The sequence below is a fragment of the Streptomyces sp. NPDC046335 genome (assembly GCF_055587985.1).
This window is the reverse complement of the sequence record NZ_JBVJFF010000021.1, coordinates 41,814-55,513: the sequence shown is the minus strand read 5'-3', so window position 1 is coordinate 55,513 and position 13,700 is coordinate 41,814. Positions and strand designations below refer to the sequence as shown.

The window sequence follows — 13,700 nt, the reverse complement described above, 5'->3', positions numbered from 1 at the left end:
GTGGAACGGCGTGGTGAGGCTCCGGGACAGGACTCCACGCGGCCCGCCGGCGCCATGGCGCAGCGCTGGATTGGTCTCTCCCGACATGTGAATCCCCCGATCCGCGGGGACGCCTTTGCCGCAAGTGCGGAGGCGCCTCGCGTGAATCACGTTACGACGCTGGCTGGTTGGGGCGAAAGGGCGGAGCTCGCATCTGTGCATGGCAGCGTGGTTGTGGATATCTCAGCCACTCTTACGGGGGCACGGGGCACGGGGCACGGGGGCGCGCGGCGGTTACGGTGCCTGTATCAGCCTCAGCGGATGTGCCTGTGCGCTCAACCGCCTCCCGCGCCCGGCCCGCACCGGGTCGCCCAGCACGGCCCCGTACAGCGCTCCACCGAGCACCACGGCTCGGGGGTCCAGAAGATTGACGGCGCCCGTGAGCGCGATACCCCACGCCGTGCCCGCGTCGCTCAGCGCACGCCGTGCCTTCTCGTCACCCGCGTCGGCGCGTTCCGCGAGCAGCCCGACCCGGTCCTCCCACACCTCTAGGCCCACGGCCCGCAGTACCGCTTCCCGGCCCGCGTACTGCTCCAGACAGCCTCGGCCGCCCCAGGGCAGGCACGGCCTTCCGGCCATATCGGCACATGGCCCAGCTCACCCGCGAACCCGCGTGCCCCGCGCAGCAGTCGCCCGTCGACCACCAGTGCGGCGCCCACGCCGATCTCCGCCGAGATGCAGGAACTCCTCCGGTGTCTCCTCACCGAGCAACAGCTCCGCCAGGGCGCCGAAGTTCGCTTCGTTGTCGACGGTCAGCGGTAGCTCGACGGTCAGCGGTAGCTCGACGGGCAGGAGCGGGGCGAGGTCGATGTCGTGCCAGCCGAGGTTGGGCGCGCGTACGACCGTTCGAGAGTCGCGGGCCACGAGGCCGGGCACGGCCACCGCGAGGCCGGCGGAGGACAGGCCCGCCTCACGTGTCTCTGCGCTCACCCTTTGCACCAGAGCGGCGAGCTCTTCGAGTACCGCCCCGGGCGCACGGCCGCGGTTGGCCGCTCGCCGCACGGCACGCACGCGTACCCCGCCGCGCAGGTCGACCGCACATGCCCCGAGATGGTCCACGCCTATCTCGGCGCCGATGCCGACGGGCCCTCGTGCGCTGACCGCCAGGGCAGACCCCGGGCGGCCCACCCGCCCGGGACGCTCGGGGCCCAAGTCGTGCAAGTGTCTCGCGCGGATCAGTTCAACCACGAGCGTGGAGACGGCTGTCCGCGTGAGGCCGCTGCATGAGGCCACGGCGGCACGGGACAGAGGACCGTGCGCGGCGACGGCGTACATCGCGCGCGGGAGAGGTTTCGGCGGCGCATTCCCTGCTGAGTGTCGGGCAGTGGTGTACCGGTCATACCTCGCAGCGGTGGGACGGGTGCCCCCTGGCGTTCCCCCCTGCAATGGCGTAACGGCACCACCCCGGCAATCTTCGTGCGGCGGTGCGGGCATGCTTCGGTCGGCCCTCACTCCCCGTTGGGCGCACTGCCCAGGAGCGGCGCCGCGTCGGAGAGCACCCCGGAGATCCGGGACAGCGTCTCTTCATCCCGTTCCGCGGGGTCGAGCACCGGCCCCTCTGCGGTGCCCCACCGTCGGGCGATCGCCGCCGGGTCCTCGCCGGTCAGTACGCCCGCCGCCTGCGCCGCGGCGCCGAGAGCGACCAGCTCCTGGGCCTGGGGAACCTGTACAGGACGTCCGGAGAGACGTCGTACGGTGTGCTGCCACGCCGTTCCTCGCGCGCCGCCGCCGATCAGCAGCAGCGGGGCCGACCTGTCGGCGTCCGTATCGAGGACCAGATCGAGCGCACCGAGCAGCGAGTGCACGGCCCCGTCGTACGCCGCCTGGAGCAACTGCCCCGGCGTCGTGTCGTGCCGCAGTCCGTGCAGCAGCCCGGAGGCGCGCGGCAGGTCAGGGGTACGCTCTCCGTCCAGATATGGCAGGAGCGTGGCAGTTCCGCCCGGAGCGACCGCCTCGCGGTCCAGGTTCAGCAGAGCGGCCACCCGGTCGACGGCGAGTGTGCAGTTGAGCGTGCAGGCCAGTGGCAGCCAGTCACCCCGCGCGTCGGCGAAGCCCGCGACAGTGCCGGTCGAGTCCGCGGGGCGGCGCTCGGAGACCGCGTACACGGTGCCCGAGGTGCCGAGGCTCAGCACCGGAGTACCGGGACGCAGCCCGAGTCCGATGGCGGCCGCCGCGTTGTCGCCGGTGCCGGGAGCGACCAGTGTGCCCTTGGTGAAGGGCAGTTCGCCGCCGCGTACGGTTCCGACGACCTCTCCCGGGCGGGCCACGCGCGGGAGCAACGCTGGATCGAGCCCCACCATGCCGAGGATTTCTTCGTCGTACGTCTCCGGACCCGACGCCCACCAGCCCGTGCCGGAGACGTCGCCGCGGTCGGTCGTGCCGAGCCCCGTGAGGCGTTCCGTGAGGTAGTCGTGGGGGAGGCGCACGGCGGTCGTGGCGCGGACGGCCGCCGGTTCGTGCTCGACCAGCCAGGCCCACTTCGCCACGGTGAAGGACGGCCCCGGCACGCTTCCGACGCGGTCCGCCCATACCTTGGGGCCGCCGAGTCGCTCAAGGAGGCTCTTGGCCTGCGGGGCGGAGCGCACGTCGTTCCACAGCAGGGCCGGCCGGACCGGACTGCCGTCGCGGCCGAGCGTCACAAGACCGTGCTGCTGGCCGCCGACCGACACGGCGGCCGCCTCCCGCGCGGCCGAGCCGCACTGCCGAAGCGCCGCACACAGCGCGCCCCACCACTCCCGGGGGTCGCTCTCGCGGTCCTCGCCCGTGCTGACCCGATGCGGGGCCTGGCCGCTCGCCACGATGCGGCCGGTGGCCGCATCGACGACCAGGGCCTTGGTGGACTGCGTGGACAGGTCCACGCCGACGACAAGAGGCCCTTGGACCGATGGCGCTGATGACATGCCGGTCTCCGTTCCTGCGGCTCTTTCCGGTGCTACCCCGGAGTTTCCTCCATGACCTTCCCAGCGGGCCCTCGGATGCCCACCGTCGGTCACGCGGAGCCCGACCACTTCCACCTGCCTGAGCCGGACACGCCGACGCCGCCTCCCGCGAGGGGCGGAAGGCGGCGTCGGCATGCACCGGTCCGATCAGTGCGTGTGCGGCACAGTGTCCCTGATCATCCCCCTTCAGCCAGGCCGCGTCGGCAGAGCTGATGTGTTCGCTGTCCCCATGGCGAGCCTGAGCGGCTCGTGCTGTCAGACCTCCCTGATCCGACGTGCTCTACGGTCGACGATGACGTGGCCGCGCTCAATCGCTGAGGAGGGGGAGTGCGCGTGCCGGTGTTCCCGGCGCGCGGACGGAGGACCGGAACGCGCCGGTGGGCGCCGCCGTGAGCGCCGCTCGGCTCAGCCCGCCGCCCTACTCGCCATACTCACTGCCGCTCGCCACCGCCAGGGCCGTCGCGGGATCGTGGGCCGCGGGCCCTGCCGGTGTCCACCGGCCGCGTTCTTTTCGGTAGGGCCACCAGCGACCGTCACGGCCATGACGCAACTGCGCATCCGAGCCGACCACGGTCCAGTGGTTGCGCGCGGCCCGCAGAGGTGGCCGCTCGTCCTCGTCCCAGGCCGCGTCCAGTGCGGCACGCGCGCGTGCCAGGGTCTCGCCCTCCGGTGTCCACTCCTCTTCCAGTACGCGCAGAGCGGCCCGGCCGCCCAACCGCCAGGCTTGTACGGCGAGCGCGAGACCCTCGTGACCGCGTGCGGACACCGCCGCGAGCCGGTCCTTGACTTCGGTATGCGGCTCAGCGGCGGCCAACCGTACGGCATCCTCCTCCGCGGTCAACACGGCCTCCACGGTGTGCAACTCATGGCCGGGGGCCAGCGCGTCGGCCAGCAGCCGATGTGCCTCCACTGCCGCCTGCGCCGCCAGGAATTCGATCGCCGCCACGTCGAGGCCCGCGCCTGGCTCCGCCTCCGTGTCGAGCGTCGGCGGCAGGCCGGGCCCAGAGGGCAGCTCGGGCAGAGCCGGCAGTGGAGGCAGGATGTCCCCCTCCGCGTACGCCTCAGCGGCGCTGACGCCCTCCTGGACGGCATCCTGGGATGTCGCACCACGCTGTGGGGCGTCGGGGATGCGCGCGACGCTGCGCACCTGAAGCTCGTCGAGGAGTTCGCGCTCCCCTCGCCCCCGCATCAGCAGGAGGACGAACGGATCCTGGTCGAGCAGACGCGCCACCTGGTAGCAGAGGGCGGACGTGTGCCCGCAGTGATCCCACGCCTCGCAGTCACACTCGGGCTCCAGATCGCCGATGCCCGGCAGTAGTTCGATACCGGCCGCCGCCGAGTCCTCCACCAAGTGTGGCGGCATGTCGCGGTCCAGGAGTGCCGCGATGTGCCCGGCCCGCTCGATGGCCATCTCCGTGAAGCGGTCCCACTCCTCCGGGCTCAGCTCTTGGAGCAGCACATCGGAGCGGTGCGGTGTGCCGTCGGGGTCCTTGACGACCGCCGTGATCCGGCCGGGCCGCACCGAAACCGCTCCCACGGCGCCCGCACGCGCGAGCTTGCGCCCCGCTTTGAGCTGGGCGTTGTCGAGCGCTGTGTCCTCGAGCGCCTTCAGCCATGCCTGCCCCCACCAGCTCTGCGCGAAGCCCCGCCCGTGTGCGGGCGGCAGGGCCGCGAACGTGCGCTCGTGGGAGGGCCCGCCCACGCGCGGGTCATCGTTTTCGGTCTCGTACGTGTCCGAGTCGTCATGGATGTCACTCATCGCGTGTCCCCTCGCAGCTCCACCAGGTCCGACAGTTCGGCGTCGGTCAGCTCGGTGAGGGCGGCCTCGCCCGCTCCGAGGACGGCGTCCGCCAACTCACGCTTGCGCAGCAGCATCTCCGCGATGCGGTCCTCGATCGTGCCCTCCGCGATCAGCCGGTGAACCTGCACCGGCTGCGTCTGCCCGATGCGGTACGCGCGGTCGGTGGCCTGCGCCTCGACGGCGGGGTTCCACCAGCGGTCGTAGTGCACGACGTGCTCGGCATGCGTCAGGTTCAACCCGGTCCCGGCCGCCTTCAGGGACAGCAGGAAGACCGGCACCTCACCGTCCTGGAAGCGCTGCACCATCGCCTCGCGCTGTGCGACCGGCGTCCCGCCGTGCAGGAACTGCGACGGGACACCGCGGTCCGCGAGGTGCCGCTCGATGAGCCGCGCCATCTGGACGTACTGCGTGAAGACGAGCACGCCAGCTTCCTCGGCGAGGATCGTGTCGAGCAACTCGTCGAGCAGTTCCAGCTTGCCGGAGCGGCCCGCGATACGCGGCTCGTCCTCCTTGAGGTACTGCGCGGGGTGGTTGCAGATCTGCTTGAGCGCGGTGAAGAGCTTGACGATCAGCCCGCGGCGCGCGAACCCGTCGGCTCCCGAGATCTCCGCCAGAGTCTCGCGGACCACTGCTTCGTAGAGGCCCGTTTGCTCCTGGCTCAGGGATACGGCCCGATCGGTCTCCGTCTTCGGCGGCAGCTCCGGCGCGATCCCGGGGTCCGACTTGCGTCGACGCAGCAGGAACGGACGTACGAGCTGGCCCAGCCGCTCGGCGGCGCCCGGGTTCGAGCCGCCTTCCACGGCCTGGGCGTAGCGCGTACGGAAGGTGCTGAGCCTGCCCAGCAATCCGGGAGTGGTCCAGTCCAGGATGGCCCACAGTTCGGAAAGGTTGTTTTCCACCGGTGTGCCGGTGAGCGCCACACGCGCGCGTGCCTTGATGGTCCGCAGCTGCTTGGCCGTCGCCGAGTACGGATTCTTCACGTGCTGGGCCTCGTCGGCGACCACCATGCCCCAGGGGGTCTGGCCCAGCTTCTCCGCGTCGAGCCGCATCGTGCCGTAGGTGGTGAGCACGAACTCGCCGTCGGTCAGACCCTCCAGGCTGCGCTGGGAGCCGTGGAACCGTCGTACGCGCGTGCCGGGCGCGAACTTGTCGATCTCGCGCTGCCAGTTGCCCATCAACGACGTCGGGCAGACCACCAGTGTCGGGCCCGCGGAGTCCTTCTGTGCCTGGCGGTGCAGATGCAGTGAGATGAGAGTGATGGTCTTCCCCAGGCCCATGTCATCAGCAAGGCACCCACCGAGGCCGAGCGAGGTCATGCGTGCGAGCCAGTTCAGACCACGCAGTTGGTAGTCGCGCAGGTCCGCGGCGAGCGCCTCGGGCTGCCCGACCGGCTGCATGGCCTCCGGCTCTGCGAGGCGCTCACGCAAGGTGGCGAGCCACCCCGTAGGCTCCACGTCGACGTGCCGGCCCTCGATCTCGGTCGTGCCCGTAAGGGCGGCGCTGAGGGCGTCGATCGGGGTGACTTTACGGTCCCGTCGGCTGCGTGCGCGGCGCACCTCTTCGGGGTCGATGAGCACCCACTGGTCACGCAGACGCACCACAGGGCGGTTCGCCTCGGCGAGCTGTTCGAGTTCCTCGCGGGTCAGCTCCTGGCCGCCCAGCGCGAAGCGCCAGTTGAAGGCGAGCAGTGCGTCGGCGGAGAGGAACGAGGGTGTGTCCGCGACCAGTCTGTCGGGGCCCCTTCCGGTACCGTCCTGCTCGTCGTCCGGCGGGCCGATGACCGCTCGAGCGGTCAGGCTGCGCGCCAGCTCCTTGGGCCAGTGCACCTCGACGCCCGCCACCGCGAGCATGCGTGCCCCCTCGCCCAGCAGCTCGGTGACCTCTTCGTCGGCGAGCTCGATCGCGTCCGGCACGGTGGCCGAGAGCAGCGGGGCGAGCGGCGGCCACGCGCGCGTGGCGCGGCGCAGTGCGAGGAGCGCGTCCATCTTCGAGCGCGCCCCGAAGGCCTGCCCCGAGGCCCCGCTCCCGGTCCACACCTCGGCGGCGTCCGCGACGAGCGAGGGATCACTGACGCTGTGCAGTTGCAGCACTGCGCGGAAGGGCAGCCGAGTGCCGTCGTCGGCAACGGAGGCAAGACCCGGGATCTCCACCCGCAGCGAGATCCGGACCCCGGCGTCGTGACCGGCGGCGACATCTGTCGCCCAAGCCCGCTGCTCGGGAGCGCGCTGCGGCTTCCGTCCCGCGAAGACGGGCCCACCGGCAGCCAGGGCCGCTGCGGGGGAGCGCGGCAGCGTGTCCGCCACGGCATCGAGGAACTGCCGCAGCAGACGCTCCGGTTCTGGCAGTCGCAGTGGCGCGTCGCCGCCCAACGGCAGGGCGTGGGCCGCAGGGGGCATCGCCGCGGCGAGCTCACGCAGTCGCCGCACATCCTCGGCTCCCAGGGGCCCGGCGCGCCAGGCGTCGTGATCGCTGCTGGTGAGTCCCGGCAGAAGCAGTCCACGGGCGGCGAGTTGCAGGGCGAGCACTCCGGCCGTACCCCAGAAACGGGCCGTTGGATGGGCCTCCGACGAGGCACGCGCGCGTGTGAGGACCGGCAGCGCGTCACGTACGGAGAGGAGGAGCGCGGGTGCAACGACGAGTTCGGCGCCATCGTCGCCTCGGACGGCGATGTCCACTTCCTCGGTGGTGCCTACGGAGGAGGAAGGCGGCTCATTGCCGTCCGGGCACCAGAAGGCCACCCGGCCGCCGCGTGCGGGGTCGGCGGGGGCGAAGAGGACGGAACAGCGCGACAGTTCTGAGATCTCGGATGGGGAGACGACGGGAAGCCTCTGCACAGCGATGGCGCATTCCTCAAATTTGACTACTGAGACCGGAGCGGCCGAGAGTACATGACGGGTGGGAGCGCGTGGAAGCGACTCATGAGTGATCCCGATCACTTCGGCGTGTGGTGGAGCCAACCCCCCATTGCGGCGGTGCTGGCCCCCGCCCGGCCCGGGTGGTGGCGCCATGGTCGCTCCTGGACACCGGTCCGTACGCTTCAACGCGTCAGACCCTCGATACGGAGACCGGAGACCCAATTCATGCCCCAGGCCGCAGCAGTAGCGGAACGCTCCCCAGGATCCACCGGCAGGCAGCCCACCGGAAGCGACTTCGCGCCCCTCCTGCGTACCGTCAAGGAGCAAGGCCTTCTGGATCGCCGCATCGGCTGGTACACGCGCACCATCGCGATCAACGCCATCGCGCTCACGGCCATAGGCATCGCGATGTACTTTCTGGGTGATTCTTGGTGGGTACTGCTCCTCGCCCCCATGCTGTCCGTCCTGTGTGCTCGCACGGCGTTCATAGGGCATGACGCCGGGCACTCACAGATCACGGGCAAGCGATCCGTCAGCCGTGCCATCGGTCTCATACACGGCAACCTCTTGCTCGGGATGAGCTCAGCCTGGTGGAACGACAAACACAACAGGCACCACGCCAACCCCAACCACATCGAGAAGGACCCCGACGTCGCCGCCAACGTCCTCGTGTGGACGAGCAAGCAGGCCAAGGTCCGCGAGGGCTTCCGTCGTTGGCTCACCCGCAACCAGGCCTGGCTCTTCTTCCCGCTGACCCTCCTCCAGGGCGTCGCCATGAAGATCTACGGCTTCCAGGACCTGCGCCGCCAGCCGCCGCGTGAGCGCTTGGTGGAAGGCTTCCTCCTCGTCGCCCACTTGGTGGGCTATGTCGCGCTGTTGATCACCGCCATGCCGGTCGGTCACGCCCTGGCGTTCGCCGCCGTGCACCAGGCACTGTTCGGCCTGCACCTCGGTCTTGCCTTCGCCCCGAACCACAAGGGCATGGAGATGCCGGATCCGGACGGCGAGCGCTGGGGGCACCTGCACCGCCAAGTGGTGACTTCGCGCAACATCCGCGGCAACCCGGTCATCGACTGGTTCCTCGGTGGCCTGAACCACCAGATCGAGCACCACCTGTTTCCGAGCATGCCCCGTCCTCACCTGCGGCTCGCCAAACCGGCCGTGCGAGCCCACTGTGCCGCCGTGGGTATCTCCTACGCGGAGGCCCGGTTCGTCGACTCCTACCGGCAGGTGCTCCGCCACATGTACGAGGTCGGTGAGCCCCTGCGGGTCGAGTAGACGGGCAGGGCGATCGGTGCCCCGAGGGGGGCGCAAACGAACCGTGACGGGAAGCGGCCCGGGAACCAGTAGGGGCACGACTCAGGGATGTCTCAGGGTCGCGGTGCGGAACTGAGGCGGTGCCGACGCCGTTTTCCCAGACAGAGAGCGGCAGCAGCCGCGAAGGAGGCGACGCACATGTCGAAGAACGCGAAGATCGCCGCAGGTGGCGTGGCGGCCGGGATCATCCTGATGATCTGGCTGCCGTGGTGGGCCGCACTTCTGATCGTGCTCGGGGTCCCCGCGGCCGCTTATATGACGCTGGATTCCGAGCAGCGGCGCAGGCTGCGTCGTGTCACACGCAAGGAGATAGGCCACTGAGGCCTCTGGGCTGTGAGCCGTGAGCCGGCGCCCGCTTCGCTCGCGGGGCCGGCAGGCGCCGATTTCGCAAGGACGTGGCGGACCAGCTCACGAAGGGCGGACCGCCAGCTTGTCGAGGGCTTCCAGGAGAGCGGGGAGTTCCGGACCGCGGCCAACCGGCAGCACTTCACCGGGTTCCTCGTCCAGCAGAACGAACGCGATGTCGTCGGTCCGCGCGACCATGGACCAGCCGGGCCCGTCGGCGCGCAGAGTGCGGGTGTCCCCTGAGGCGAAGGAGGAGCGGACCCGTCCCAGAGGCGGTGGGGAGTCCACGTACGCACGGGCTTCCGCCATCACGCGTCGGACGCCGGTCAGCGGCGCCTCGTCCGGGTGGCTCGAAGGCTCCGGCGAACCGCCCCTCGCGAAGTCGGCCTCGTCGATCTGTTCCCGCCAGGTCGCCCACTGCAGCGCTATCTCGTCGGCGCCCAGCCGCCGCTGAGCCGGTCCCCAGGTGTCGGACGGCGGCGGCGCGAGCGGCTTTCCGCCGTCGGCCTCCGGGCTCGGTTCCGGATCGTGGGGCGCCGGGACGCCCGGGGCCGCGACGGCGACCGCGAGGGGCCAGCCGGGCAGTGCGGTGACCACGGTGCGTTCGTCGGGGGACAGGTCGTACTCCATGCCGCAGTCCCAGGACGCAATCGCCACGGCCACCAGGGAGACGTCGTCGACGACGACCGTCCACCGAGCTCCGCCGCCGTCCTGGCCCAGGACCAGCCCGTATCCCGCGGCGAGCGGCGCGAGGCCGAGCGCCGAGCACGCCTCGGGATAGTCGTCGCCCAGCACGCTGGGAAACTTCGCGGGTGTCAGCAGTACCGCGGTCAGCACGTACAGCGCGTCGTCATCGGCGCCGACGGCGTCATCCGTCCCGGCCATGCCTGCCTCCCCATCGCTTCATCCGTCGGCGCACCCTAACCAGTCGCCCCAGAGATCGTCGAGAGGTGGTTGACCAGGAAAATCACCGACGAGCGGCCACGCCCGGCGACTTTCGGCGCGCAGGGGCGGCGGGCGAGGGCTCACGCGGCGGGCAGTCCCATGAGCGAGCGGGCCACGTCCTGGGGTGACTCGTCGCGTTCCCGGGCGAGGGCGATGACCGCTCGGCAGGCGAGCTCGCTGAGGCCGAACGACAGGGCCTCCGGAGAGACCCACTGCCTGGCTCGGTCCATCTCGTCCTGATCGTCCTCGGCGCATGCCGCGGCGTACACAGCGGCCGCCTCGAAGAGGTTGTGTGTGCGCTTTTGTCCCCCGGCGGTTTGTGCACCCCGCTCATCGGCAGGTTTGTCGGCACGCCAGAACTTACGGAGCTTGTCGATCACTTGGACTACCTTCTCCCGGGCGCAGCTTCCCGCCGTTGAAGGCCGACAGGGGCCTTACCCCAACGTAGAGTGAGTGCTCCGGTGCCAGAAGGGGGACTTCGCGGTGAAGCGTTTCCAGCGGCTGGAGCAGATCAGGCGTCTCGACCCGGAGAAGGACTTCCTCGAGATCTATCGGCTCACCGCGACATTCGAATTTCCGTGGGACTACACGCGCGCACTCGAACTGGCCCTCTACCGCACCTACGCCGTCCCCAGCATCGGCCGTCTGCTCGCTCGGACGGCCGAACTGACGGACCGTACGCAGAAGAGGTACGACGACACGGCTCTGCTGCTGGATGCCGTCGTGGAGCACGGTTTCACCAGCGACGAAGGCCGGACCGCGATCCGGCGCATCAACCAGATGCATCGCAGCTACGACATCAGCGATGACGACATGCGCTACGTACTGTGCACGTTCGTAGTGACGCCCAAGCGTTGGATCGATGCCTACGGCTGGCGCAGGCTCTCACGCCACGAGACGGCCGCCGCAGCCACGTATTACCGCACGCTCGGGCAGCACATGGGCATCAGGGAAATCCCGACATCGTACGCCGAATTCGAGCGATGCCTGGACGAATACGAAGCGGCTCACTTCGGCTGGGACCAAGGAGGGCGCGAGGTGTCCGACGCGACCCTCGACCTGATGGCGTCGTGGTACCCGCGCGCGGTGGCGCCCATGGTGCGCACCGCCACTCTCGCCCTCCTCGACGAGCCCTTGCTGCGGGCGTTCCGCTACGAGCGGCCTGGTACCGCAACTCGTTCGCTGGTCAGGGGTGCGGTGCGGCTCAGAGGGCGTGCGGTACGTCTGATGCCTCCTCGCAGGGCACCGCATTACGCGCGGCAGAACTGGGAGATCAAGGGTTACCCGAACGGCTACGAGACTTCCGAACTCGGGTCATTCCCGGTGCCCGGCGTCCGAGGGTGCCCGGTACCGCACGGGAGCAGCTCAACGAGCGGCCCCGCTGCCGAGTGACGTCAACGTCGAGCGCAGCCATTCCAGTTCGGCTTGGCTGGTCGCGCGGGCAATCGTGAGGACGCCGCGCCGGAAGGGGTCGTCGAGCTCCTCCGCCCGCAGCGGCCGCTCCCCGTCGTAGAAGAAGCTGGCGGGCTCCTCCAGAAAGGCCAGCCTCCTGCGCAAAACGGTCGCCTGGGCCGCCGCGTCGCCCAAGTGCCGGAGAAAGGCGAGGAGCACGAACCAGCGGTTCTCGTCGGTGATGTCCCCCTGCGCAGGTTCCGCGAGGCGCTTGCGCAGCTCCTGCCTGCCGTCCGGGGTCAGGTTCAGAACGTGGCGCGGAGCGGCCACCGCACCCGGCTGTGTCTCCCGGACCAGCAGCCCTGCCTTCTCCAGGCGCTTGATGGCGGGGTACAGGGTGCTCTCGGCGACGGGCCGTACGTGGCCGGTCAGTGCGGTGATGCGCTTGCGTAGCTCGTAGCCGTGCAGAGGGGCGTCGTAGAGAAAACCAAGGATGGCCAGTTCGAGCATGGCCCGCATTCTGCCGTATCCCTCCCCTGGAGCGGTGTACATCAGTTACGTAATACATCGGTGGCGATGTATCGTCGGTGCTCGACCCGCACGGGCGGGCGGTGGCATGGCGGCACGGCATGGGAGGGACTCGACGATGCGTGAGGCACGGTTCGACGCGCGGGGCAGCCGAGTGCGATGGACGGAGGTCGACGGCGCTGAAACCGCGCGGGTGTACGTGCACGGTCTCGGCGCGGCGTCGACGGTCTACCACGCGCATATCGCCGCCAGGCCCGAATTGGCGGGACGGCGTTCGCTGTTCGTCGACCTTCCTGGGCACGGCATCAGCGACAGGCCCGCCGACTTCGGTTACACGCTGGAGGACCATGCGGACGCGCTGGCAGCGGTTCTCGAAGAAGCCCGTGTGACCGGAGCGGAGATCATCGCGCACAGCATGGGCGGTTCCGTCGCCATTGTTCTGGCGCACCGGCGCCCCGAGCTGGTCTCACGCCTGGTCCTCACGGAGGCCAACCTCGACCCGCATCCGCCGGTGACGGCGGGCAGCAGTGGAATCGCCTCCTTCGAGGAACACGACTTCGTCGAAAACGGCGGCTACGCGCGCGTGCTGGAAAAGGCCGGCCCCACCTGGGCAGCCACCATGCGCCTGGCCGATCCCCGAGCCCTGCATCGCAGTGCCGTCGGTCTCATCGCGGGCACGCGACCCACGATGCGCCGGTTGCTCGAAGGGCTGACCATCGAGCGCGTCTACTTGCAGGGAGCGTCGAGCGGCGACCTCGCGGGCCGCGATGCCCTGGAGGCATCCGGGGTCCGGGTCATGACCGTGCCGGACGCGGGGCACAACGTCATGTTCGACAACGCCGACGCGTTCGTCACCGCGATCACGGGGCGCCGCTGACCGCCTCGCAGAGGCCGATCAGGGCGAGCCGGCAGGCGCGTCACTCAACCCGCGCGTACAGCGAGGGCGAGGAACCGCGCGTCCTCGTCGACGTACGACGTCATGCGCCAGCCCGATCGTGCGAGCAGCGGCCCGAGATGAGCCTCCGCCCGCAGGTCACCCGGTGCAACCTGCCGGCCCTGTCGTGCCGCGAGCGCAGCCCGGCCGATCGGGTGGAAGAGGGCGAGCAGCCCGCCGGGGCGCACTACGCGCTGCAACTCCGCCAAGTTCTCCGCCGGCTGCGGGAGATGCGAGATCAGGCCGGCACCGAAGACGGCGTCGAGCGATTGCGTGGCCAGCGGCAAGCGTGCCACGTCGGCGAGCAAGAGCTGCCCGTCGCGCCCCCTTCCCGCCTGCCTGGCAGCCTCCAGCATCGCGGGAGTCAGATCGGCGCCCAGAACCGCCCCCGAAGGCCCCACGGCGTCTCTCAGGGCGGGCAGGGCGCGCCCTGTGCCGCAGCCCGCGTCCAGCACCCGGTCGCCCTCACGGAGGCCGAGCTCGGCGACCGCGGCTCGATACGGGGGACCGTCGTCGGGGAAACGGGCGTCCCAGTCGGCCGCTCGGGCCGTGAAGAATTCCTGGACCTTTGTGTGGTCGTCACTCATGCGACCCATGATTGCGCA

11 protein-coding genes and 1 pseudogene are annotated in these 13,700 nt (G+C 70.3%); 4 read left to right on the top strand and 8 right to left on the bottom strand.

Features of this window, described 5'->3' with window-relative positions:
- Positions 1 to 273 precede the first annotated feature (273 nt).
- From ACZ6JY_RS37530 to ACZ6JY_RS37515, 4 genes and pseudogenes are all read right to left on the bottom strand, one after another.
- Positions 274 to 1,379, bottom strand: a pseudogene (locus ACZ6JY_RS37530) (ROK family protein).
- 108 nt (positions 1,380 to 1,487) lie between these two features.
- Entirely contained in the window at positions 1,488 to 2,939 is a 1,452-nt protein-coding gene (gene xylB / locus ACZ6JY_RS37525; protein ID WP_469203540.1) for a xylulokinase, read from the bottom strand.
- Positions 2,940 to 3,396: 457 nt separating this feature from the next.
- The gene (locus ACZ6JY_RS37520) at positions 3,397 to 4,737 is read right to left on the bottom strand and encodes an SWIM zinc finger family protein (protein WP_469203538.1); all 1,341 of its coding nucleotides are present in this window, start codon (positions 4,735 to 4,737) and stop codon (positions 3,397 to 3,399) included.
- On the bottom strand, positions 4,734 to 7,613 hold the full coding sequence (locus tag ACZ6JY_RS37515; protein ID WP_469203536.1) for a DEAD/DEAH box helicase: 2,880 nt from the start codon (positions 7,611 to 7,613) through the stop codon (positions 4,734 to 4,736). Before ACZ6JY_RS37515 ends, ACZ6JY_RS37520 begins: the two co-directional genes overlap by 4 nt.
- Positions 7,614 to 7,859: 246 nt before the next feature.
- Here ACZ6JY_RS37515 and ACZ6JY_RS37510 point away from each other — a divergent pair, with 246 nt between their 5' ends.
- Together ACZ6JY_RS37510 and ACZ6JY_RS37505 are read left to right on the top strand one after the other, a co-directional pair.
- The gene (locus tag ACZ6JY_RS37510) at positions 7,860 to 8,912 is read left to right on the top strand and encodes a fatty acid desaturase family protein (RefSeq protein WP_469203534.1); all 1,053 of its coding nucleotides are present in this window, start codon (positions 7,860 to 7,862) and stop codon (positions 8,910 to 8,912) included.
- 177 nt (positions 8,913 to 9,089) lie between these two features.
- Positions 9,090 to 9,272: a hypothetical protein gene (locus tag ACZ6JY_RS37505; RefSeq protein WP_469203532.1), complete on the top strand. Its 183-nt coding sequence runs from the start codon at positions 9,090 to 9,092 to the stop codon at positions 9,270 to 9,272.
- Between the two features lie 87 nt (positions 9,273 to 9,359).
- Here the strand turns inward: ACZ6JY_RS37505 and ACZ6JY_RS37500 are convergent, their stop codons facing one another.
- Both ACZ6JY_RS37500 and ACZ6JY_RS37495 read right to left on the bottom strand, forming a co-directional pair.
- On the bottom strand, positions 9,360 to 10,181 hold the full coding sequence (locus tag ACZ6JY_RS37500; RefSeq protein ID WP_469203529.1) for a hypothetical protein: 822 nt from the start codon (positions 10,179 to 10,181) through the stop codon (positions 9,360 to 9,362).
- 140 nt (positions 10,182 to 10,321) lie between these two features.
- Positions 10,322 to 10,618, bottom strand: coding sequence for a hypothetical protein (locus ACZ6JY_RS37495; RefSeq protein ID WP_469203659.1), 297 nt, complete (start codon positions 10,616 to 10,618; stop codon positions 10,322 to 10,324).
- A 106-nt stretch (positions 10,619 to 10,724) separates the two neighbouring features.
- On the opposite strand from ACZ6JY_RS37495, the gene ACZ6JY_RS37490 reads away from it, so the two are divergent.
- Complete coding sequence (locus tag ACZ6JY_RS37490) at positions 10,725 to 11,633, top strand: oxygenase MpaB family protein (protein WP_469203527.1); 909 nt, start codon at positions 10,725 to 10,727, stop codon at positions 11,631 to 11,633.
- On the opposite strand, the gene ACZ6JY_RS37485 is transcribed toward ACZ6JY_RS37490, so the two are convergent.
- A complete protein-coding gene (locus ACZ6JY_RS37485) occupies positions 11,607 to 12,143 on the bottom strand; it encodes a PadR family transcriptional regulator (RefSeq protein ID WP_469203525.1) in 537 nt (178 codons plus the stop codon). The genes ACZ6JY_RS37490 and ACZ6JY_RS37485 overlap by 27 nt on opposite strands.
- Before the next feature lie 136 nt (positions 12,144 to 12,279).
- Between ACZ6JY_RS37485 and ACZ6JY_RS37480 the strand changes: the two genes are divergently transcribed.
- Positions 12,280 to 13,038, top strand: a complete 759-nt coding sequence (locus ACZ6JY_RS37480) for an alpha/beta fold hydrolase (protein ID WP_469203523.1) — start codon at positions 12,280 to 12,282, stop codon at positions 13,036 to 13,038.
- A 44-nt stretch (positions 13,039 to 13,082) separates the two neighbouring features.
- Here ACZ6JY_RS37480 and ACZ6JY_RS37475 read toward each other — a convergent pair whose 3' ends face one another.
- Positions 13,083 to 13,682, bottom strand: coding sequence for a class I SAM-dependent methyltransferase (locus ACZ6JY_RS37475; protein ID WP_469203521.1), 600 nt, complete (start codon positions 13,680 to 13,682; stop codon positions 13,083 to 13,085).
- Positions 13,683 to 13,700 lie beyond the last annotated feature (18 nt).